Origin of the sequence: Saccharothrix ecbatanensis, assembly GCF_014205015.1 — a bacterium.
Classification (GTDB): domain Bacteria; phylum Actinomycetota; class Actinomycetes; order Mycobacteriales; family Pseudonocardiaceae; genus Actinosynnema; species Actinosynnema ecbatanense.
This window is the reverse complement of the sequence record NZ_JACHMO010000001.1, coordinates 8,895,276-8,917,475: the sequence shown is the minus strand read 5'-3', so window position 1 is coordinate 8,917,475 and position 22,200 is coordinate 8,895,276. Positions and strand designations below refer to the sequence as shown.

General features: G+C 70.5%; 15 protein-coding genes. 8 read left to right on the top strand and 7 right to left on the bottom strand.

The genetic code is table 11. The features are described 5' to 3' along the window. Positions 1-26 precede the first annotated feature (26 nt). The 3 genes from pulA to F4560_RS39660 all read right to left on the bottom strand — a co-directional run bounded on the left by pulA (position 27) and on the right by F4560_RS39660 (position 7,973). Positions 27-5,552, bottom strand: a complete 5,526-nt coding sequence (pulA, locus tag F4560_RS39670; protein WP_184928166.1) for a pullulanase-type alpha-1,6-glucosidase — start codon at positions 5,550-5,552, stop codon at positions 27-29. A 127-nt stretch (positions 5,553-5,679) separates the two neighbouring features. Then, positions 5,680-6,405: a MerR family transcriptional regulator gene (locus tag F4560_RS39665; protein ID WP_184928165.1), complete on the bottom strand. Its 726-nt coding sequence runs from the start codon at positions 6,403-6,405 to the stop codon at positions 5,680-5,682. A gap of 41 nt (positions 6,406-6,446) precedes the next feature. Further along, entirely contained in the window at positions 6,447-7,973 is a 1,527-nt protein-coding gene (locus tag F4560_RS39660; RefSeq protein WP_184928164.1) for an alkaline phosphatase D family protein, read from the bottom strand. Positions 7,974-8,149: 176 nt separating this feature from the next. Here F4560_RS39660 and F4560_RS39655 point away from each other — a divergent pair, with 176 nt between their 5' ends. Beyond that, positions 8,150-8,437, top strand: coding sequence for a hypothetical protein (locus tag F4560_RS39655; protein WP_184928163.1), 288 nt, complete (start codon positions 8,150-8,152; stop codon positions 8,435-8,437). A 3-nt stretch (positions 8,438-8,440) separates the two neighbouring features. Here the strand turns inward: F4560_RS39655 and F4560_RS39650 are convergent, their stop codons facing one another. Genes F4560_RS39650 through F4560_RS39640 form a run of 3 tightly spaced genes read right to left on the bottom strand, consistent with a single transcriptional unit; the run spans position 8,441 to position 12,845 of the window. Further along, positions 8,441-8,848, bottom strand: coding sequence for a DUF4233 domain-containing protein (locus F4560_RS39650; RefSeq protein WP_184928162.1), 408 nt, complete (start codon positions 8,846-8,848; stop codon positions 8,441-8,443). Further along, positions 8,845-10,209, bottom strand: a complete 1,365-nt coding sequence (gene folC / locus F4560_RS39645) for a bifunctional tetrahydrofolate synthase/dihydrofolate synthase (RefSeq protein ID WP_184928161.1) — start codon at positions 10,207-10,209, stop codon at positions 8,845-8,847. The genes F4560_RS39650 and folC overlap by 4 nt, the downstream gene beginning before the upstream one ends. After that, on the bottom strand, positions 10,206-12,845 hold the full coding sequence (locus F4560_RS39640; RefSeq protein ID WP_184928160.1) for a valine--tRNA ligase: 2,640 nt from the start codon (positions 12,843-12,845) through the stop codon (positions 10,206-10,208). Before F4560_RS39640 ends, folC begins: the two co-directional genes overlap by 4 nt. A gap of 104 nt (positions 12,846-12,949) precedes the next feature. On the opposite strand from F4560_RS39640, the gene F4560_RS39635 reads away from it, so the two are divergent. The 4 genes from F4560_RS39635 (at position 12,950) to F4560_RS39620 (ending at position 17,562) form a co-directional block, all read left to right on the top strand. Next, entirely contained in the window at positions 12,950-13,849 is a 900-nt protein-coding gene (locus tag F4560_RS39635) for a hypothetical protein (RefSeq protein ID WP_184928159.1), read from the top strand. A 277-nt stretch (positions 13,850-14,126) separates the two neighbouring features. Continuing rightward, the gene (locus F4560_RS39630; RefSeq protein ID WP_184928158.1) at positions 14,127-16,421 is read left to right on the top strand and encodes an FdhF/YdeP family oxidoreductase; all 2,295 of its coding nucleotides are present in this window, start codon (positions 14,127-14,129) and stop codon (positions 16,419-16,421) included. Positions 16,422-16,440: 19 nt separating this feature from the next. Beyond that, positions 16,441-17,022, top strand: a complete 582-nt coding sequence (locus tag F4560_RS39625; RefSeq protein WP_184928157.1) for a DUF2238 domain-containing protein — start codon at positions 16,441-16,443, stop codon at positions 17,020-17,022. A gap of 54 nt (positions 17,023-17,076) precedes the next feature. Continuing rightward, positions 17,077-17,562, top strand: a complete 486-nt coding sequence (locus F4560_RS39620) for a hypothetical protein (RefSeq protein WP_184928156.1) — start codon at positions 17,077-17,079, stop codon at positions 17,560-17,562. Positions 17,563-17,667: 105 nt separating this feature from the next. Here F4560_RS39620 and F4560_RS39615 read toward each other — a convergent pair whose 3' ends face one another. Then, entirely contained in the window at positions 17,668-19,182 is a 1,515-nt protein-coding gene (locus F4560_RS39615; protein WP_184928155.1) for a phytoene desaturase family protein, read from the bottom strand. Between the two features lie 81 nt (positions 19,183-19,263). Between F4560_RS39615 and fdhD the strand changes: the two genes are divergently transcribed. The 3 genes from fdhD to F4560_RS39600 are packed head-to-tail and all read left to right on the top strand — an operon-like array spanning position 19,264 to position 22,174. Continuing rightward, positions 19,264-20,088, top strand: a complete 825-nt coding sequence (gene fdhD, locus F4560_RS39610; protein WP_184928154.1) for a formate dehydrogenase accessory sulfurtransferase FdhD — start codon at positions 19,264-19,266, stop codon at positions 20,086-20,088. Next, positions 20,085-21,251 (top strand): CaiB/BaiF CoA transferase family protein, encoded by a 1,167-nt coding sequence (locus F4560_RS39605; protein ID WP_184928153.1) that lies wholly within the window; start codon positions 20,085-20,087, stop codon positions 21,249-21,251. Before fdhD ends, F4560_RS39605 begins: the two co-directional genes overlap by 4 nt. A 56-nt stretch (positions 21,252-21,307) precedes the next feature. Next, positions 21,308-22,174, top strand: coding sequence for an alpha/beta hydrolase (locus F4560_RS39600; protein ID WP_184928152.1), 867 nt, complete (start codon positions 21,308-21,310; stop codon positions 22,172-22,174). Positions 22,175-22,200: the final 26 nt, after the last annotated feature.

The window sequence follows — 22,200 nt, the reverse complement described above, 5'->3', positions numbered from 1 at the left end:
CTGCGCGCCGGGTGCCGTTGGGCGGACTAGCGGGTCAGCACCACCACCGAGCGCGGCGGGATGCGGAGCGAACCGCCGTCGACCGTGGCCTTGTCGCCGGTCAGGGCGTGGTTCTGCCAGGCGCCCTCGACCGCGACGGACTTCTCCGCCGGGTACGGGTTGACGATCACCATGATCCCGTTCAGGGCGGGGTCGGTGTCCGGGCCGACGGTGTCGTCCAGGAGTGCGACGACAACGCCCGGCTCGGCCGCCGGGAACGACAGCTTCTGCTGCACCAGCGCCGCGTCGTTCAAGGTGAACAGCGGCGAGGACTTGCGGATGCGCAGCAGCTCCACCGTGTTGCCCAGAGCGGCCCGCATGTCGGCCGTGGAGGGCTTCAACGCGGTGTTGGACAGCAACGGGGCGGCGTAGGGCCACTTGTCCTCGTTGTCCGCCGCCGGGGGCAGGCCGCGGCCGAAGCCGTTGTCCCGCAACGACGGGTCGTAGCGGTTGAACCAGTCACCCGAGTCGTAGCTGTTGCGGTCCAACGACTTCGAGCGCAGGAACTCCGCGCCGGCGTGCATGAACGGTTGCCCCTGGCCGAGGAGCACGGGCGCGAGCGCGACCTTCTGCATCCGGACGCGGTCGGCCATCGAGGTGGACGACGGCAGCTTGTACGTCTGCGAGTCGAACAGCGTCTCGTTGTCGTGCGCGTCCACGTACGTGATCACGTCGGCCGGCGCGCCCGTGTACCCGGCGGGCGATCCGTTGTACGACACGTCACGCCCGGAGATCACGCCACCGGCCGTGGACTGGAACCGGTACGACGCCATGTTGCCCGCCATGCCCAGCTTCACCAGGTCGCTGTAGTTCGCCAGCCGCGCGGCCACGTCGCCGTTCGCGGGCGTGCCGTTGAGGTCGCCCGCCAGACCGGACGCCAGCCCCTGCACGCGGGGATCGGCGTCGAACGGGCCGCCGCCGCGCACCGCGTCACGCAGCCGGTCGCTGAACGTGCCGATGCCCGTCCCGGCCATGTTCGCCTGCGTGGCCTGCTCGAACCGGGCGTTGCCGGCGACCTCGCCGAAGTCCCAGCCCTCGCCGTAGATCCGGATCTTCCGCCCGTCCACGCCGTCCGCGTCGACGGTCAGCGCGTCCAGCGCCGCCCGCACGGCCAGGATGTTCGCCTTCGGGTGGTGGCCCATCAGGTCGAACCGGAAACCGTCCACCTTGTACAGCTTCGCCCACCGCACCACGGAGTCCACGACGAGCTTGCCCATCATGGCGTTCTCGGTGGCGGTGTTCGCGCAGCACGTGGAGTTGGCGACCGCGCCGTCGGCGTCGAGCCGCTGGTAGTACCCCGGCACGACCTTGTCCAGCACGGAGTTCGGCGCGTCACCGGAGGCGGCGGTGTGGTTGTAGACCACGTCGACCACCACGCGGTTGCCGTTGTCGTGCAACGACTTCACCATCTCGCGGTACTGCTTGGAGCGGGCCCACCCGGTCTGCGCGTCGTCCGTGGCGTAGGAGCCCTCGGGCACGTCGTAGTGGTACGGGTCGTAGCCCCAGTTGAAGCCGTCCTTGGCGGCGACCTCGGCCAGGCACGCCTGCTGCGCCTGGGAGTCCGCCGGCAACGACGTCAGGTCACAGGACGGCTGCTGCTGGTCCGAACGCTTCTCCGGGATCGTGGCGATGTCGAACGTCGGCAACAGGTGCACCGTGTCCAGACCCTCGGCGGCCAACTCCCGCAGGTGGGTCATGCCCGTGGACGACGAGTGCGTGAACGCGCGGTACGTGCCCCGGTCGCCTTCCGGCACGGACGCGTCACCGATCGAGAAGTCCCGCACGTGCAGTTCGGTGATGCCGTGCTCGGTCGGGTCGCCGTCCAGGCCACGGGCGACGTGCCCGGACCAGTCGGCGGGCATGGTGCGCGTGTCACCGAGGTCGGCGAACTGCGAGTGCGTGGAGTTCACCGCCAGCGCCACCGAGTACGGGTCGGTCACGGTCACCGTGCGTCCGGCGACGGTCACCTCGTACAGGTAGAACTTGTCCCGCCACGCCCCGGACGCCGTCCACGAGCCCGACGCGTCGTCCCGCGCCATGTCGACGGTGGTGGCCGCGCCGCCGGGCTGGTCGAACACCTGGAGCTTCACCGAGGACGCCGTGGGCGCCCACAGCCGCGCCGTCACGTTGCCGCCGTCGAACGTCGGCCCGTAGGCCAGCTGCGCGGCGGCGCCGGCGAACCGGTCGTCCAGCACACCGGCGATCTGCACACCCGTCCGGTGCCGCAGACCACCACCGGAGTCGACGTGCACGGCGGACAGCTTGCCGCGCAACGCCTCGTCCAGCCGTGCCCCGTCACGCACCCGGAACACCGGCTTCCCCTGCAAGTGCGGGAACTTCGCCGGAACGGCGTCCGACGACGGCTCCAGCCGCAGCACCTTGCCGTCGTACTCCAGCCGGTAGCCGTCGGACGCCACCACCGGCACGTCCCACACCACCAGGTCCTTCGACACCCAGACGGCCTTGGCCTTGGCCTTGGTCAGGTCGTCCTCCACGCCCGCACCGCCCGACGGCGGCAGCACGTAGGAGATCGAGCCGTCCGGCCTGGTCGAGCCGGAGACGTACCAGACCTCGTAGCCGGTGCCCGTGACGTCGAGGAACTGGTCCGGGCCGGGGTCCTTGGCGTCGCCCTTGTGGATGATGTTGTTCAGGCCGGAGGCACCCGGCGCCAACGGCACCGACCAGTACACGCCGAACCCGTCCGTGCCGTCCGGCACGCGTGACTCGTTCCAGCCCGGGCTCGGTTCCAGCGACCCGGTCCAGTGGTAGAGCGTCCAGTCGGCGTAGTCACCGGCGGGACGGTTGTAGTGGATCACCGCGCGGTTCTGCGCGGCGGCCAGGCTCGCGAACACCTTGTCGCCGTTGACCCACGCGTGCCCTGCCGTGCGACCGGAGGCTTCCACCGTGCCACCGCGCATCACGGAGAACTCGACGGGCGCGGTCGCCGGAACGGTCGCCACTCCCCCTGTGAACGGGTAGTCGGCGCCGCCCGCACGCACCACGAGCCCTGAGGCGTCACCGGTGTGCGTCACGACGGCCTGACCGGTGGCGGCGATCTCGGTCGCGTGGACCGCGGTCTGCCCCTGCTTCAGCCACACCTGCGGCGTCGCGCTCGGGTCGATGAACCGGTCGCTGTCGGTGTCCTTCTCGTCACCGCGGTGGGCGATGATGCCGACCGATCTGGCGCCCGGCTTGAGCTTGATCCAGGCGAACCGGCCGTACGGGGTCTCACCGGCGAACGGCAGCGGAGCGTCCCACGTCGGCGCGTTCTCGACATCGCCCCACGCGTGCAGGCCCCACCCGTCGTAGTCGCCGGCAGGCCGGTTGTAGTGCACGACCAGCCAGTCGGACGTCACGGTGGCGGGCGGCTCGACCTTCGGCGCGGCGACCAAGCCGATCCGCGCGCCGTCCGCGCCCAACATGCCCTTGGCGTCCTTGGCGACCACCCGGACCTCGACGTCCTTGCCCGCCGCCGCATTCGGCAGCGTGGCGAGATCGGCGAACACCCGGTACGGCGCGGCGTCGTCGGTGCCGAGCACCTGCCAGTCGCGCTCACCCTCGACCCGCGCGGCGAACGTGGCCTGCGCGTACGGCGAGGTGACGCCGTCGGCGCGCAACTCGACCCGGTCGTCCAGCACGGTGCCGACCGGCGGCACGGCCAACGTCGGCGTGGGCGCGGCGGCGGAGAGCTTGCCGGTCGACTTGAGCACCAGCGCGGACAACGCGGGCACGGTGACGGTGACCTTGCCGTCGACCGGGTTCACCTGGGAACCGGCGGCGGGCCAGATCGGCCGGTAGCCCTTGCCGGCCGCGGGGACGTCGACGGTCGCGGGCGCGGTGCCGGCGTTGGCCACCACCAGGTGCTCGACCTGCTCGCCGCGACCCGTGCGGCCGAACGCGATCACGTCACCCTGGGCGAGCTTGAGCGACTGGTTGCCGTTGCGCCACACGGGATCAGCGTCCACGAACTTCGCCAGGCCCTTGAGCTGCCGGTACAGCGGGTGGTCGGTGTTGAAGTTGTCCACCGCGCCGGTCCGGTCGCTGCCGATCAGGTCCTCGGCGGCGTACTCGGGGGTCTTCGAGGCGAACATGTCCTGCCGGGCGACCTTGTCGCCGCCGGTGCCCGCGAAACCCTGCTCGTCGCCGTAGTAGACGACCGGGTTGCCGCGCCACAGGTACATCAGGGCGTTGCCCAGCTCCAGCCGGTCCAGCAGCTCGGCCTCGGAGATGCCCGGACGGGCCTCTCGGACCATCCACGCGAGGCGGCCCATGTCGTGGTTGCCGAGGAACGTCGGCAGCGAGGAGGCGTTGGAGTCGGCGTCGGTGTACCGGTCGTCGTCCACCAGCACTTCACCGAGTCGCGTCGCGCCCTTGCCGGACAGGAACGTGGCCGCGCCGTTCTGGAACGGGAAGTCCAGCGTGGCCTGCATCTTGCCGGTGGTGGTGTAGCGGGAGGTGCGCGCCGGGTCGGCGTCGAACACCTCGCCGAAGACGAAGAAGTCCTTCTTGCCGCGCATCTCCGCGTACTTCTGCACGTGCGGGGCGAGGGCCTGCCAGAACTCCATGTTGACGTGCTTGACGGTGTCGACGCGGTAGCCGTCGATGCCCAGCGTGTCGATCCAGCTGGTGAAGATGCGCTTCATGCCGTCGACGACCGCCGGGTGCTCGGTCATCAGGTCGTCCAGGCCGAAGAAGTCGCCGTACTCGTTGGACTCGCCGCTGAACGTCGAGTCGCCGCGGTTGTGGTAGAGCTGCGGGTCGTTCAGCCAGGCCGGGGTCTTCTCGCCCTTGACGACCGGCGTGTACGGCGCGGTCAGCTTCGGGAAGTTCTCCTGGCCTGCGATCGCGGAGATGTCGACCGGGTTGCCCTGCTCGTCCAGGTACGGCTGCGCGCCCGTGCCGATGTAGTCGTGCTTGCCCTCGGCGTAGTCGATCAGGTCGGCGGTGTGGTTGGCGACGATGTCGAAGAAGACCTTGATGCCTCGGTCGTGCGCCTCACGGATGAGCCGCCGCATCTCGTCGGTCGTGCCGAAGTGCGGGTCGAGCTTGGTGAAGTCCGTGGTCCAGTAGCCGTGGTAGCCGGCCGAGATGTCGGAGCCGGAGCCCTGCACCCAGCGGTTCTGGAACATCGGGGTCATCCAGATCGCGGTGATCCCCATGTCGTGCAGGTAGGGGATCTTGTCGTGCAGGCCCTTGAGGTCGCCGCCGTGGTAGAAGCCCTTGTCGGCGGGGTCGTAGCCGCTCTTGAGCCGGTCGGTCTCGGTCGTGCCGCCCCGGTCGTTGCGCGGGTCGCCGTTGGCGAACCGGTCGGGCATCACGAAGTAGAAGCGCTCACCGGTGAGGTCGGCCCGCAAGGCGTCCTTGGCCAGCGCTTTGTCGCCGCTCTGGACGCCGGGCGCGATGTCCGTGACGGCGCCGACGGCGAGCCGTTGGACTTCGGGCGCGGCGCCGGTGGATGGTGGTACGAACGGCACAACGGCCAGGGCGATGAGCGCGGCGACGGCCCGACGCATCGCGACCTCCTTGTCGCAAGAATTTGCAACCACACCCCGGCGGGAAGCCGGGGCGAGGTGCACAAAACCACGACAATCTCGGTCCGAACAAGGCCCAGATGGCTGCAAGTGCTTGCAGAACCTTGCGTCACTCCTGGTACAGCCAGATCCAGTTGCCCGACGGGTCCTTCACCGCGGAGTTTCGCGGCATGCCCACGGCGTCGCGCGGGGCCACGACCTCGACGCCGCCCGCCTTGACGGCCCTGGCGTGGTACTCGTCCAAGTCGGGCACGAGCAGGCCGAACGTGCTCGGGCCGGGACGGTCGGTGTCGGAACGGTGCTCCACCACGTGGAACAGGAAGAACCCGTCGGTGCCGTACTCGCCGAAGACGAACGACGAGTAGTCGTCATCCTCGGCCCGCCTGGTCACCTCGTACCTCATGTCGAACGCGGCCTTGTAGAACTCCACCGCGGTGGCGGCGTCGTCCACGGCGATCTTGATCTGCACCGGGCGGACGCCGGTGTGGGGTGTGGACACGGTGATCCCCTCCTCCAGGTATCGGTCGACGTCTCCGAGCCGTTCGGCAAGCACGTCCCGCTGCCGCTCCAGCCGCCGTCGGTGACCGGTCAGCACCTCGTCCGCGTCACCGCCGTCGATCACCCGCCGGATCTCCTCGATCGGCAGGTCGAGGCAGCGCAGCGCCAGGATCAGCCGGGCGCGGCGCACCTGTTCGCGCCGGTAACGCCGGTAGCCCGACGCCGGGTCGACGACGTCGGGCGTGAGCAGCCCGACGTCGTCGTAGTGCCGCAGCGCGTGCACGGTCAGCCCGCTGAGGTGCGCGAACCGCCCGATGGTCATCAGCTCGTCCGTCACACCACCACTGTGAGGTCTCGGGTCACCCGAGAGTCAACAGCTCACCGCCGTTCGGGTTGCAGGGTCTTGCTCCACAGGGACGCGCCCTTGATGTCACGCAGCCACACGGTCAGCTCGCCGTCCCGCGACACCTCGACCTCGCCGAAGTGCTGGAACCCGTCCAACGGGGTGGTGTTCGCAGCTGGTGGGGCGTTGACGAAGACGGCTTCCGGGCCGAACGTCGGGTCGAGGGTGTTCGGGCCGAACGCACCCGCGTTCAGCGGACCCGAGACGAACTCCCAGAACGGGTCGAAGTCCTGGAACGACGCCCGCGCCGGCGAGTAGTGGTGCGCCGCGGTGTAGTGGACGTCCGCCGTCAGCCACACCGTGTTGCGCACGCGCCGCCGCTTCAGCTCGCTCAGCACCCACGCCAGCTCGTGCTCACGACCGCCCGGCGCGCCCGGCAGACCGTTGGCCACGCCCTCGATGTCCGTCCCGTCCGGCACGGTCAGCCCGATCGGCAGGTCCGCGGCGATGATCTTCCAGGTGGCCCGGCTGCGGTCCAGGGAGTCGACCAGCCAGCGGGCCTGCTCGGCGCCCAGCACGACACCCTGGCCGTCGCGCGGGGACGTGTTGGCGTCCTTGTACGACCGCATGTCCAGCACGAACACCTCGACGTGCGAGCCGTACGAGAACTTCCGGTACACCCGCCCGTCCACCGCCCGCCGCGGGTCGATCGGCTGCCACTCGTGGAACGCCTGGAATGCCCGCGCGGCCAGCACGTCGACCCGCTTCTCGGTGTAAAGAGGGGAGGTCAGGATCTCGCCCGGGTACCAGTTATTGGTAACTTCATGATCATCCCACTGCACGATCATCGGCACCTGGGCCGCGAACGACCGGTACTGCGGGTCGAGCAGGTTGTACGCGAACTGGCCGCGGTACTCGTCCAGCGTCTCGGCGACCTTCAGCTTCTCCGGGATCACCAGGTTGCGCCACACCCGCCCGTCGGGCAGCGTCACGGACTCCTTCAGCGGACCGTCCGCGTACACCGTGTCACCGCTGTTGATGAAGAAGTCGGGACGGCGGGCGGCCATCGCCCCGAAGATCGGCATACCGCCCAGGTCCGGGTTGCTCCCCCAGCCCTGCCCCGCCACGTCACCGGACCACACGAACCGCACGTCGTCACGGCCGTGCGGGGCAGTGCGGAAGCTGCCGGACACGGCCTCACTGCGGGTCCGGCCGTCCAGGTCCTCGGCGACGACCCGGTAGTGCACCTCCCGCCCACCGGGAAGTCCACGCAGCCGCACCCGACCCGTGCCACCGGACTCGGGCGTCAACAGCGGCCCGCGCACGGTCTTCGCGTGCCGGAACGACGGGTCCGACGAGAACTCCACCACCATCCGCGACGGACGGTCGGCGCGCGTCCACACCAGACCGCCGTCGGACGTCACGTCACCGGACTGCACACCGTGCGTGAGCACCGGCCGATCCCCACGCGCCAACGCCACACCGCCCGGCACAAGAGCCGCGGCCGTACCGATCGCACCGGCGCGCAGCAGCGTCCGCCGGTTCATCACACCATCGCTCATGTGCGGGTTTGTAACCGGTGAAGCCGAATTCCGGGTGAACGCGACCCGTCGCCCACAGGCCCAACGCAGAGCGACCTGTCGTACCTGGGTACGGACCGACCACTACCGCAGTACTACAGCGAAGTCGGCACCGCAGTACGACGCCCCGAACAGCGGTCGCGCCTAGCGTTCACGCCATGAACAACCTCAGGCTCCAGCTCCGCCCGGGGATGGGCCGAGCACTCGCCGCAGCGCTGCCCACGGCGCTCGCCCTGTACCTCGTGGCGCGCGGCTGGCTGTACCCGTTCTGGCCGGACACCATCGGCGCGATCGGACACCTGTTCACCGCCGACCCGCTCCTCAACGGGGCGTGGGGCGGACCGACGCTCGCCGGGGCGTGGCTGGCCCACGCGATGATCGCCCTCGGCTTGCAGGCCGTCTGCTACGCGATCGTGTGGTCGCTCTACCGGCCGGTCAAGCGGTAGGGGTCAACTCCGCTGGCTGGGCAGCCGACCCTCGGCCATGCGCTTGACCACCTCACGCCGCAGCCACAGCAGGTACACCCAGACCAGGCCGAACACCACGCCGATACCGCCGAGCGCGGTCATCCCGAACCACGACGCCACCATCACGAGGTGGATCGCCGCGATCACGTACACCGACCACGAGCGCTTCACCAGCGCGCACGTCCCGATCAACGCGACGATCAGCCCGAACACCAGGTAACCCATCCCCGTGCCGACACCGCCGCCCAGCTTCGCCACCACCGGCAGCGCCAGGGCGACGACGATCGCCTCCAGGATCAGGGTGACCGCCATGATCGCGCGGAACGACTTCATCGGGTCTTTCTTGGGCGCCGGGGCGGGCACCGGTCCGGGCGTGTCGGGCGAGGTCATGACGGCTCCTTGCCGAACAGCGCCCGCGCGTCACCGGCCGTGACGACCGAGCCGGTCACCACGACACCACCACCGGCCAGCATGTCGCCGTCGTCGCTCTCCTCGGCCAGCCGGACGGCCTCCTCGATCGCGTCGTCCAGGTGCGGGCGCACGACCATCCGGTCCTCGCCGAAGATCGAGATCGCGATCCCGGCCAGCAGGTCGGGGTCCATCGCCCGGGGCGAGGAGTTGGCGGTCAGCACGACTTCCTGCACGACCGGCTCCAACGCGCTGAGGATCCCCACCGCGTCCTTCTCCTGCATCACCCCGACCACGGCGACCAGCTTGCGGAACCCGAACTCCTCGTCCAGCGCCTTCGCCAACGCCTCCGCGCCGTGTGGGTTGTGCGCGGCGTCCACCAGCACGGTGGGCGCGGACCGGACGCGTTCCAGCCGGCCCGGCGAGCTGACCGTGGCGAACGCCTCGCGCACCGCGTCGACGTCCAGCCGACGATCGGCTCCCGCGCCGAAGAACGCCTCCACCGCCGCCAACGCCAACGCCGCGTTCGCCGCCTGGTGTGCGCCGTGCAGCGGCAGGAACACCTCGTCGTACTCGCCGCCGAGCCCTTGCAGCCGCAGCATCTGCCCGCCCACTGCGACGTCCCGCTGGACGACGCCGAACTCGGACCCCAGCCGCGCGATGGACGCGTCCACCTCGGCGCACCGCTTCAGCAGCACCTGCTCGACCGCCGGGTCCTGGTTGGCCAGCAACGCCACCGCACCGGGCTTGATGATCCCGGCCTTCTCCTCCGCGATGCCCGCGAGGTCGTTGCCCAGGTACTCGACGTGGTCGAGCCCGATCGGCGTGATCACCGCGATCCGGCCGTCGGCGATGTTCGTCGCGTCCCACGACCCGCCCATGCCGACCTCGACCACGGCCACGTCCACCGGCGAGTCCGCGAACGCCGCGAACGCCATGCCGGTGAGCACTTCGAACTTGCTCATCGGCACTTCGCCGCGAGAGTCCACCAGGGCCAGGTACGGCTCGATGTCGCGGTAGATCTCGACGTACCGCTCCGGGCTGACCGGCACGCCGTCCACACTGATCCGCTCGGTGGCGAGCTGGAGGTGCGGGCTGGTGTACCGGCCGGTGCGCAGCCCGATCCGGGTGAACAGCGCGTCGATCATCCGCGACGTGGACGTCTTGCCGTTCGTCCCGCCGACGTGCACGACCGGGTACGTGTGCTGCGGGTCGCCGAGCAGGTCCGCCAACGCCCGGATGCGGTCGAGGCTGGGTTCCAGCTTGGTCTCGGGCCACCGGGTGTTCAGCTCCAGCTCGACCTGGCGCAGCTCCTCCAGCGAACCGGTCTCGAACCCGCTCACGACTGCTGCTCCTGCGGCAGGGTCTCGAGGCGGGCGTGGATGCGTTCGATCTCGGCTTCGGCCGCCGCCAGCCGCGCCTGGATCTTGGCCACCACCTCGGCCGGCGCCTTGTCCAGGAACGCGGCGTTGCCGAGCTTGCCCTCGCACTGGGCGCGTTCCTTCTCGGCCACGGCGAGGTCCTTGGCGAGCCGCTTGCGCTCGGCGGCCACGTCGACCGTGCCGGACAGGTCGAGTTCGACCTTCACCGTGCCGGCGGGCAGGCCGACGTCCAGGGACACGGTCACCGAGAAGTCGTCGCCGGGCTCGGTCATCCGGGACAGCGCCCGCACGGCCGCCACCTGGTCGGTCAGGTCGACGCAGCACGCGCCGCGCACCTTGCCCGCGACCTTCTGCGCCGGCTTGAGGCCCTGGTCGGAGCGGAACCGGCGGATCTCGGTGACCAGCTTCTTCAGGCCTTCGATCCGGGTGGCGGCGACCTCGTCACGCGCGACACCGGTCGGCTTCGGCCAGTCCGCGATCACCAGCGACTCGCCGCCGGTCAGCGTGGTCCACAGCGTCTCCGTGATGAACGGCGTCAGCGGGTGCAGCAGCCGCAGCACCACGTCGAGCACGTGGCCGAGCACGGACTGGGTGGCCTCGGCGCGCGCGCCGCCCTCGGCGATCTGGACCTTGGCCAACTCCAGGTACCAGTCGCAGAACTCGTCCCACGTGAAGTGGTAGAGCCCTTCGCTGAGCTTGCCGAACTGGAACGCCTCGAACTGCCCGTCCACATCGGACACGAGCTGGTCGAGCAGGTCGAGGATCCAGCGGTCGGCGTCGGTCAGCTCGTCGCGCGGCGGCAGCGGGCGGTCGACGGTCGCGCCGTTGCCCAACGCGAAACGGGTGGCGTTCCACAGCTTCGTGGTGAAGTTGCGGGAGCCGGCCGCCCACTCCTCGGCGATGGCCAGGTCGGAGCCGGGGTTCGCGCCGCGCAGCAGGGTGAACCGGGTGGCGTCGGCGCCGTAGGCGTCCATCCAGTCCAACGGGTCGATGCCGTTGCCGCGCGACTTCGACATCTTCTTGCCGTACTGGTCGCGGATGAGACCGTGCAGGAAGACGTGGTCGAACGGCTGCTTGCCGTCCATCGCGTACAGGCCGAACATCATCATCCGGACGACCCAGAAGAACAGGATGTCGTAGCCGGTGGACAGCACGCTGGTCGGGTAGAACTTGGCCAGGTCGCTCGTCTGCGTGGGCCAGCCCAGCGTGGAGAACGGCCACAGGCCGGACGAGAACCACGTGTCGAGCACGTCCTCGTCCTGCACCCAGCCCTCACCAGGCGGCTCGTCGTCGGGGCCGACGCACATCACCTTGTCGTTCGGGCCGTACCAGACGGGGATGCGGTGACCCCACCACAGCTGCCGGGAGATGCACCAGTCGTTGAGGTTGTCGACCCAGTCGAAGTAGCGCTTGGCCAGCTCCGGCGGGTGGATGGTGGTGCGGCCGTCGCGGACGGCGTCGGCGGCGGCCTCGGCGAGCGGGGCGACCTTCACCCACCACTGCAGGGACAGGCGCGGCTCGATGACGGTGTCGCAGCGCGAGCAGTGGCCGACGGAGTGCTTGTACGGGCGCTTCTCGGCCACGATGCGGCCCTGTTCGCGCAGGGCGGCGACGACGGCGGGGCGAGCCTCGAAGCGGTCCATGTTCTCGAACGGCCCGTGCGCGGTGATCACGCCGCGGCCGTCCATGACGGTGAGCGCGGGCAGGTCGTGGCGGCGGCCGATCTCGAAGTCGTTCGGGTCGTGCGCCGGGGTCACCTTGACCGCGCCGGTGCCGAACTCGGGGTCGACGTGCTCGTCGGCGACCACGGGCACGTAGCGGCCGGTCAGCGGCACCTCGACCTCGGTGCCGATGAGGTGCCGGTAGCGCTCGTCCTCGGGGTGGACGGCGACCGCCGTGTCGCCCAGCATCGTCTCGGCGCGGGTGGTCGCGACCACGATCGAGCGGTCACCGGAGCCGTAGCGGATGGAGACGAGTTCGCCGTCGTCCTCGGAGTGGTCGACCTCGATGTCGGACAGCGCCGTCTGGCAGCGCGGACACCAGTTGATGATGCGCTCGGCGCGGTAGATGAGACCGTCGTCGAAGAGCTTCTTGAAGATCGTCTGGACGGCTTGGGACAGGCCCTCGTCCATGGTGAAGCGGACGCGGGACCAGTCGACGCCGTCGCCGAGGCGGCGCATCTGGCCGAGGATCCGGCCGCCGACCTCCTCGCGCCACTCCCAGACGCGTTCCACGAACTTCTCGCGGCCGATGTCGTGGCGGGACTTGCCCTCGCCGGCCAGGTCGCGCTCGACCGCGGTCTGGGTGGCGATGCCCGCGTGGTCGGTGCCGGGCAGCCACAGCACCTCGTAGCCCTGCATGCGGCGGCGGCGGCTGAGCGCGTCCATGATGCTGTGGTTGAGCGCGTGGCCCATGTGCAGGCTGCCGTTGACGTTCGGCGGCGGCAGCACGATGGAGAACGGCGGCTTGTCGCTGGTGGCGTCGGCCGTGAAGTAGCCGCGCTCGACCCACCGCTCGTACAGTCCGGCCTCTACCTCGGCCGGGTTCCACGCCGGCGGGAGTTCGGAACGCTGCGGTGCGGTGGGCGTCTCAGTCACGGTCGAAGTCTACGGAGGAGCGGGTATCGACTTCTAACCAGATACCTGCTAGCGGTTTCCGTGAGGCTTCGCGACCGGGGTCGCGAGGAAGACTGGGGTGGCACGTGGACGAGTACCGCATCGAGGACCATCCGGACCTCCAGGGCAACGGGTGGGCGCGGGACGCCGTGCGGCGGGCCGAGCGCGAGGCGCGGGTGCGGCGGCTGAAGTCGTTGCCGAGGCGGCCCCGGCGGCGGTTCTGGGGCGGGTTGGCGATCGCGGTGGCGGCGTTGCTGCTGGCGTGGGCGGTGTTCGAGACGCAGTCCGGTTCGCCGGCGGGACAACCGTCGGTGGACCTGGACGAGCCGTTCGCGGGGACGTCGGCGGCGTCGTGGGCCGATGGCGAGGCCGGTGTGGTGGCGCCGGACGCACGGCAGGTGGGCACGCACTCGGCCGACCAGGTCGCGGCGGCCTACCAGCGGGTTCGTGAGGCGGTGATCGCGGCCCGGCTGGACCGGCGGGTGGTGCGCGACCACGACCTGGAGCCGTTCTTCGGCCTGTTCGCGCCGGACCTGCGCGACTCGCTGCGGGTGCTGTTCGACGGCCGCAACGACGGCGAGGCGGCGCTGGTGGTGACGCGGGTGGACAAGGGCTCGCGGCTGGCCGAGGTCGAGCCGAAGGTGCGGGGCGAGATGACCGCCGAGGCCGGACCGGACGGTGAGCTGGTCGTGCGCACGGACTACACGTTCGCCTACGCGTTCGTGCCCGCTGATCCGGACGCCGTGCGCGGGCCGCTGGACGTGGTGGCGCTGTCCCGGTTCCAGGTGCGGTACGCGGTGCGCACGGGCAGCCCCGGCGTGGAGGGCCTGTGGGCGGACGCGTCGGCCGGCTCGCTTCACTCGATCGCGTGTTCGGCGGCCAAGCGCGGCTACCTCGCGCCCGCGTTCGCCGAGCCGTCCCTGCCTCCCGGCCTGGACTTCGACCTCGGCGCGCCGTCCTCACCGGCCGACGGTTGCCCGGACTGAACCGGCCTGGTGACGCGGTCCCGAATCGGTCCCTGACGACCACCCCGACGGCTGCCGGGAGCGACGGGTCACCCGTTCGGACGATTCGCTCGGTAGTGGCGCCGCTCACAATTGACGTTGATCACCGGCTCGTCGCAGGTGAGGACGCCGGATACACGGGCCGTTCGCAACCCCTTGGGGCCCGTGACAGCGGTCCCGCGTCACCCTGACCGCGACCGGCGATCGGACAGACCGCCGGCGTGCTCGCGCGGGGTGCGCCGGCGGCACACTATGGGGTATGGACCGCAAGCCTCCCCGGCACGACATCGACGAGTCCCGGCTCGACGTCAGCGAACCCAAGCAGTGGGCGGTGGGCATCCCCGGCGTCGCGGTGTCGATCAAGCGCGGGGTCGAGCAGATGGGCCTGACCCGCACCGCGGCCACGTTCCGGCTGCTCAACCAGCGCGAGGGCTTCGACTGCCCGGGCTGCGCGTGGCCGGAGCCGCAGGGGCACCGCAAGATCGCCGAGTTCTGCGAGAACGGCGCGAAGGCGGTGGCCGAGGAAGCGACCCGGCGGCGGGTCGGGCCGGAGTTCTTCGCCGAGCACCCCATCGCGGACCTCACCGGGAAGACCGACTACTGGCTGGGCCAGCAGGGCCGGATCACCGAGCCGATGGTGCTGCGCGAGGGGGCCACGCACTACGAGCCGATCGAGTGGCACGACGCGTTCTCGTTGATCGCCTCGCACCTGAACGGCCTGGCGAGCCCGGACGAGGCCGTGTTCTACACGTCGGGCCGCACGAGCAACGAAGCCGCGTTCCTGTACCAGCTGCTGGTGCGGTCGTTCGGCACGAACAACCTGCCGGACTGCTCGAACATGTGCCACGAGTCGTCCGGTGCGGCGCTGTCGGAGACCACCGGCATCGGCAAGGGCTCCGTCAGCATCGACGACTTCAACCGGGCCGACCTGATCGTGGTCGTGGGGCAGAACCCCGGCACGAACCACCCCCGGATGCTGACGTCGTTGGAGGAGGCGAAGGGCCACGGGGCGAAGATCGTGGCGGTGAACCCGCTGCCGGAGGCAGGGCTGATGCGGTTCAAGAACCCGCAGAACCTGCGCGGGGTCTTCGGCGCGGGCACCGAGCTGGCCGACGAGTTCCTCCAGATCCGGCTCGGCGGCGACCAGGCGTTGTTCCAGGCGGTGGGCAACCTGCTGCTGTCGTGGGACGCGGTGGACAAGGAGTTCGTGGAGGGCTTCACGGTCGGTTTCGCCGAGTACGCCGACCACGTGCGCGGGCTCGACTGGGACTCGGTCGACGTGGCCACCGGTCTGCCGCGCGCGCAGGTCGAGCTGCTGGCCCGGATGCTGGCCGAGTCGCAGCGCACGATCTTCTGCTGGGCCATGGGGTTGACCCAGCACAAGCACTCCGTGCCGACGATCCGTGAAATCGCGAACGTGGCCCTGCTGCGGGGCATGATCGGCAAGCCCGGCGCCGGCCTGTGCCCGGTGCGCGGCCACTCGAACGTGCAAGGCGACCGGACCATGGGCATCTGGGAGAAGATGCCGGAGAAGTTCCTCGCCGCGCTGGAGTCCGAGTTCGCCATCCCGGTTCCGCGCAAGCACGGGTTCGACACGGTGGCGTCGATCCGGGCCATGCGCGACGGCGAGGCGAAGGTCTTCTTCGCGGTGGGCGGCAACTTCGTCGCGGCCTCCCCGGACACCCGCGTCACCGAGGCGGCCATGCGGAAGCTCGACCTGACCGTGCAGGTGTCGACCAAGCTGAACCGGTCGCACGTCGTGCACGGGCGCACGGCGTTGATCCTGCCGACGTTGGGGCGCACCGACAGCGACCTCCAGCACACCGGCGAGCAGTTCGTCACGGTCGAGGACTCGATGTCGGTGGTGCACCGGTCCCGAGGACGGCTGACGCCCGCGAGCGACCGGCTGCTGTCCGAGGTGTCGATCGTGTGCCGGCTGGCGCGGGCGGTGCTCGGGCCGGACCACCCGGTGCCGTGGGAGGAGTTCGAGAAGGACTACGACCTGATCCGGGACCGGATCGCGCGGGTCGTGCCGGGCTGCCACGACTACAACGAGCGGGTGCGCCGACCGGACGGTTTCGTGCTGCCGCACGCGCCGCGCGACGCCCGTGAGTTCACCGGGACGCGGTCCGGCAAGGCGCACTTCTCGGCGAACGACCTGACCGTGCTGCGGGTGCCGCCGGGTCGGCTGCTGTTGCAGACCATGCGCAGCCACGACCAGTACAACACCACGATCTACGGGCTGGACGACCGCTACCGGGGTGTGAAGGACGGCCGGCGGGTGGTGTTCGTCAGCCCGGAGGACCTGGACGTGCTCGACCTGCTCGACGGGCAGCACGTGGACCTGGTCAGCGAGTGGCCGGACGACCCGACGGGCGTCACCGAACGGCGTGCCGAGCGGTTCCGGGTGGTGTCCTACCCGACAGCACGGGGTTGCGCGGCGGCGTACTTCCCCGAGGCGAACTCCTTGGTGCCGTTGGACTCCACGGCCACCGTGTCGGGCACGCCGACGTCCAAGTCGATCGTGGTGCGGTTGGAGAAGATCGAGACCTGAGCCGGGTACCGTCCGCCGCATGACGAGGGGGCACTGGTCGTCGTTAGGCGCGTTCCTGGTCCTTCTGGCGATCACGTGGTGGCAGCCGCTGTGGCCGGGTGAACAGGCGCTGCACACGTCGCTGACCGTGGTGGGGCTGGTCGCGCTGGCCTGGGTGCAGCGCCGCCACCCGCTGCCGCTGGGCTCGTGGCTGCTCGTGCTGCTGTTCCTGTCCCTGCACACGGTCGCCGCGCGCTGGCTGTACTCGTCGGTCCCGTACGACATGTGGACGGACGCGGTGTTCGGGTTCCGGCTGTCGGAGGTGTTCTCCTGGCAGCGCAACCACTTCGACCGGCTGGTGCACTTCACGTACGGGCTGTGCCTGGCCGGGATCGTGGTGGGCCGGCTCGGGTGGCTGCGGACGCTGGAAGTGGTGGTGTCGACGAGCGCGGTCTACGAGTTGTTCGAGTGGGGCATCGCGCTGGCGCTCGCGCCGGACTTGGCCGAGGCGTACAACGGCCAGCAGGGCGACATGTGGGACGCGCACAAGGACATGGCGCTGGCGTTGCTGGGCGGCGTCGTCAGCCTGGCGCTCGCCGCCACGCGAACCCGACGCCGGTAACGTCTGCGGCCGTTCGGGCGAACCTACGGGCAACCGACCCGCAGGGAGTTCAGCGTGATCAGGACCGTGCTCGCCGCCGTGGCGCTACTGGCGCTGGGCGGGTGCACGGGTACGCCGACGCCTCCCCCACCGCCGACCGCGGAGCAGTCACCGACGCCGACCGCCACCGACTCGGCGGGCGTGAACTGCGAGGACGCGCCGGAGGACGTGGTCGGCGCGGCGTTGGGGCTGAAGCTCAACCATCCCCGCCAGACGATCACCGGCAACGTGGTGCGCTGCTCGTACGACGGCGGCATGACGGAGGTCCGGTTCGACACGGGCGCGGACGCGGCGTCGTTCGCCGAGGGCCGCAAGGAGCACGCCCGTGCCACCGAGCTGCCGGACTTCCACGACGAGGCCTACCGCGCCACCGCCGTCACCGGCGAGGTCGTCCACACCGCCGTCGTGGCCCGCCGCGGCACGGTCAAGATCACGGTGACGTCCAACGCGAACGCCGACCAGGCCCAACACCTGATCACCGACCTCTTCGCCCGCCTCTGACCCCGCGAGAGTCCTACGTTCAGAACGCGCGAGTCGTACGTTCAGGACCACCGTGTCCTACGTTCAGGACCCCCGAATTCAACGCTCAGGTATTCAACGCTCAGGTCAGGCCGACCGCCCCAGCACCGCCATCGCCGCGTTGTGGCCGCCGATCCCGCTGACCCCGCCGCCACGCCGCGCCCCCGCCCCGCACACGAACAGGTTCGCCACGTCCGTCTCCACGCCCCAGAGGCCGACCTCGTCCTCCGTCTCCGCGAACGGCCACGCCAGCTCGTCGTGGAAGATGTTGCCCCGAGGCAGCCCCAGCTCCGCCTCCAGGTCCAACGGTGTCCGCGCCTCCAAACACGGCTCCCCGTCGGCATCGGAAGCCAGGCAGGACTCGATCGGCTCCTCCAGGTACGCGTTCAACCCGGCCAGGTACCGCCCCACCAGCTCACCCCGCAGCCCCACGTTGTCCCGCTCGAACAACCCCGCCGGCGTGTGCAGCCCGAACAACGTCAACGTGTGCCACCCCCGCGACACCAGCTCCGGCGCGAGGATCGACGGATCGGTCAACGTGTGGCAGTACATCTCCGCCGGCAGCACCGACGGCACCCGCCCCGCCGCGCTCTCCCGGTACGCCGACTCCAACTGCCCGTACGACTCGTCCAGGTGCAACGTCCCCGCGAACGCCACCCGGGCGTCCACCCCGCTCCGGAACCGCGGCAGCCGCTCCAGCAGCATGTTCACCTTCACCTGGCACCCCTCGGCCACCACCCCCGAAGACCGACCGCGCAACCGGTCCAAAGTGGACGGAGCCACCCCCGCCAGCACGAAACGCGCGCCCACCGTGCGCCCGTCGTACTCGACCTCACCCACCACACCGTCCACGTCCACCCGCGTGACCTCGGCGCCGGTGACGATCTCCACCCCGGCCTCACGCGCCACCCGCGCCAACTCCCCCGTCACCGCGCCCATCCCGCCGACCGGCACCTGCCACTCCCCCGTGCCGTTGCCGATCACGTGGTACAGGAAGCACCGGTTCGCCTTCAGGTCGTGCAACGACGCGTGCGTGCCGATCAACGCGTCAGTAGCCACCACCCCGCGCACCACGTCATGCGCGAACAACGACTCCAACGCCTCACCCAACGGCCGTTCCACGACCTGGTCCCACAACTCGGGGTCGACCCGCCGCCGAACGTCCGCACGCGACGGCAACGGCTCCAACATCGTCGACGACACCGCCCCCGCCAGCGCCTCCAAAGACGAGTACCACCGCCGCCACCGGTCGAACTCCGCGTCCGAACCGGTCAACGCCCGGAACGACGCCGCCGTCGCCGAACCCGGATCGCGCTCCACCAGCAGATCCCCCGCCGGCGTGTAGGAAGACGCCGCCCGCGACCGCAGCGACACCCGCAACCCCAGATCCGCGACGATCCGGTTCGGCAGCAGGCTGACCAGGTACGAGTACCGGGACAACCGCGCCTGAACCCCAGTGAAGGCCTCCGAGCTCACGGCCGCGCCACCGACGTGGTCGAGCTTCTCCAGCACCAGCACCGTGCGTCCCGCCCGCGCCAGGTACGCCGCCGCCACCAGCGCGTTGTGCCCGCCGCCGACCACCACCACGTCGTAGTCATCCACCCGCCCGACTCTAACCAGGTCCAAGATCACCCAGCCACCTCCGTAACCTGGACAGCGGGCACACGAGCGAAGGAGCTTCACATGGGGCGAGTCACGGTGCGTCGCCCAGTGGTGACCTACGCGCGAGGGACGTTCCGCAAGCGGGTCGACGCACTGGCCGCAGAGGAGCCGTTGGAACTGCGCGTAGGCGGCAAGGCGCTGAGCGTGACGATGCGCACGCCGGGCCAGGACGTGGAGCTGGCGCACGGCTTCCTGCTCAGCGAGGGCGTCATCGGCGGCTTGGAGGACATCGCCGTGGCGCGGTTCTGCGAGGGCACCGGGCCGGACGGCATGAACACGTACAACGTGCTGGACCTGAGCCTGGCCGACGGTGTCGCGCCGCCCGAGGTGGGCGTCGAGCGGAACTTCTACACGACCTCGTCCTGCGGCGTGTGCGGCAAGGCGGCGTTGGACGCGGTGAAGCTGAAGACCCGCTTCTCCCCCGCCGCCGACACGTCGACCGTCGACGTCAAGGTCCTGGCGGCGCTGCCGGACGAGCTGCGCGAGCGGCAGAAGGTGTTCGCCTCGACCGGTGGCCTGCACGCCGCCGGGTTGTTCACCACGTCAGGTGAGGCGCTGGTCGTGCGCGAGGACGTCGGCCGGCACAACGCGGTGGACAAGGTGCTCGGCTGGGCGGTCCTCCAGAACCGGATCCCGCTGGGCGGGACGGTGCTGATGGTGTCGGGACGGGCGTCGTTCGAGCTGGTGCAGAAGGCCACGATGGCCGGTGTGCCGGTGCTCGCCGCCGTGTCGGCGCCTTCGTCGCTGGCCGCCGAACTGGCCGAAGAGCAGGGCGTGACGTTGATCGGCTTCCTGCGCGGCGACTCGATGAACGTCTACACCTGCGCCGAGAGAGTCGTCGCGTGAGACCGCTGGACGGCGTGCTCGTCGTCAGCCTCGAACAGGCCGTCGCCGTCCCGTACGCCACCCGGCTGCTGGCCGACCTCGGCGCCCGCGTGATCAAGATCGAACGGCGGGACGGCGGCGACTTCGCCCGCCACTACGACAGCGCCTGCGGCTCGGTGTCCTCGTACTTCGCCTGGACGAACGTCGGCAAGGAGTCGCTGACGCTCGACCTGAAGCACCCGGCGGGCCGGGAGGTGCTGGACGAGCTCGTCGTCGCCGCCGACGTGGTCCTGTGCAACCTGTCACCCGACGCCGCGCGTCGACTGGGTGTGGACGCATCCTCACTCCGTGCGGTGAAACCCGATCTGGTGGTCGGCGAACTGTCCGGCTACGGCGACGAAGGCCCGTACGCGTCCCGCAAGGCGTTCGACGCGCTCGTGCAGTCGGAGGCAGGGCTGGTCGAGCTGACCGGCGATGGTGACGTCACCGCACGCGCGGGCATCTCGGTCGCCGACATCGCGGCGGGCGTGCAGCTCCAGTCCGCCGTGCTCGCCGCCCTCCTGCACCGCGCCCGCACCGGCGAGGGGGCCACCCTGCGGCTGTCGCTGTTCGAGGCGATGACCGAGTGGATGCACCAGCCGATGCTGTACGCGGCGGGCACCGGGCAGGCCGCGCCACGCACCGGCGCGCACCACCCGAGCATCGCCCCGTACGGCCCGTTCCCGTGCGCGGACGGCGCCGTGCACCTCGCCGTGCAGAACGACCCGCAGTGGCGCCGGCTGTGCGCCCTCCTCGACCGACCGGACCTGGCCGACGACCCCCGGTTCGGCACCGTCAGCTCCCGCGTCGCCCACCGCGCCGCCCTGCACGCCGAACTCGACTTCGCCGCCTGGACGGCCGTCGACCTGATCGACGCGCTGGACCGCGCCGACGTCCCCGCCGCACGCACCCGCAGCGTCGCCGACCTGCCGGACCACCCCCAGCTCACCGCCCGCGACCGACTCGCCCACGTGCCGGTGCCCGACGGCGGCATCACCGTCCTCCGGCCGCCCGTCGACTCCACCGCCTGGGAGTGGACGCCCGGCTCGGTGCCCGCGCTCGGCGAGCACACCGACCACGTGCTGCGCGGGCTCGGCTACTCGGCGGAACGGATCGCGGAACTTCGGGCGCAGTCGGCGATCTGAACGAAACACCCGGTCCACCTCGCGCGATGTGATGGAGGGATCGGCTGGGGGAGAACATGGTCAGCAGGCGGACGGTGCTCGGCGCACTGGGGGCGGGTGTCGCGGCCACCGTGGGGATCACAGCGGCGTGGCACAGCGACGCGCCGTTCGGTGAGGCGATGCGGCACGCTGTGGGTGTGGCCGGACCGGTGCCCGCCGTGAAGCGGGCCGTCGTGCAGGTCGAACGGGTGCGCTCCGAGTTCCGGGGCCGTGACGTCGACCTGCTCACCATGGTGCCGCCGGGGGTGTCGACCAAGGGCCTGCCCATGTCGATCCTCCTGCACGGCCGCTACGGCAACGCCCGCCTGGCCGCCGTCGGCGGGATGCCCGAGGTGCTGGTGGCGGCCGTCGGTCGAGGCCAGATCCCGCCGTTCGGGTTCGTCGCGGTGGACGGCGACAACCACTACTGGCACGAGAACATGCCCGGTGACGACCCGATGGCGATGCTGCTGGAGGAGGTCCCCCGGTGGCTGGCCGAACGCGGCTACGGCGCGCCGTTCGCCTGCACGGGGGTGTCGATGGGCGGCTTCGGCGCACTGCTCTACGCACGCCGGCGGCACGAGCGACGTGACCCGGCCCAGGCCATCGCCGCCATCTCGCCCGCGCTGCTCACCGACTGGGCCGAGATGTCGAAGCGGAACGCGTTCAGGAGCCCGGAACAGTGGGCCTCGCTCGACCCGCTGAAGAACCTGGACAAGCAGGGCACCGCCCCGACCGGCGTGTGGGTCGGCGACAAGGACCAGTTCATCGCGGGAACGCGGAAGTTCATCGCGGGCACCAAACTCGCCGTCGGCTCGATCACCCCCGGCGGCCACGACGACGTCTTCTACCGCAAGATCGTCCCCGACGTCATCCGCTTCCTGGGCAAACGCGTCCCCCGCTGACCCCGCACAGGACTTCCACAGGATCT

Coding starts and splice junctions, on each gene's coding strand:
- F4560_RS39655 (WP_184928163.1), top strand. CDS start 8,150: ATGAACAACCTCAGGCTCCAGCTCCGCCCGGGGATGGGCCGAGCACTC.
- F4560_RS39650 (WP_184928162.1), bottom strand. CDS start 8,848: ATGACCTCGCCCGACACGCCCGGACCGGTGCCCGCCCCGGCGCCCAAG.
- fdhD (WP_184928154.1), top strand. CDS start 19,264: ATGGGGCGAGTCACGGTGCGTCGCCCAGTGGTGACCTACGCGCGAGGG.
- F4560_RS39625 (WP_184928157.1), top strand. CDS start 16,441: ATGACGAGGGGGCACTGGTCGTCGTTAGGCGCGTTCCTGGTCCTTCTG.
- F4560_RS39600 (WP_184928152.1), top strand. CDS start 21,308: ATGGTCAGCAGGCGGACGGTGCTCGGCGCACTGGGGGCGGGTGTCGCG.
- F4560_RS39660 (WP_184928164.1), bottom strand. CDS start 7,973: ATGAGCGATGGTGTGATGAACCGGCGGACGCTGCTGCGCGCCGGTGCG.
- pulA (WP_184928166.1), bottom strand. CDS start 5,552: ATGCGTCGGGCCGTCGCCGCGCTCATCGCCCTGGCCGTTGTGCCGTTC.
- F4560_RS39630 (WP_184928158.1), top strand. CDS start 14,127: ATGGACCGCAAGCCTCCCCGGCACGACATCGACGAGTCCCGGCTCGAC.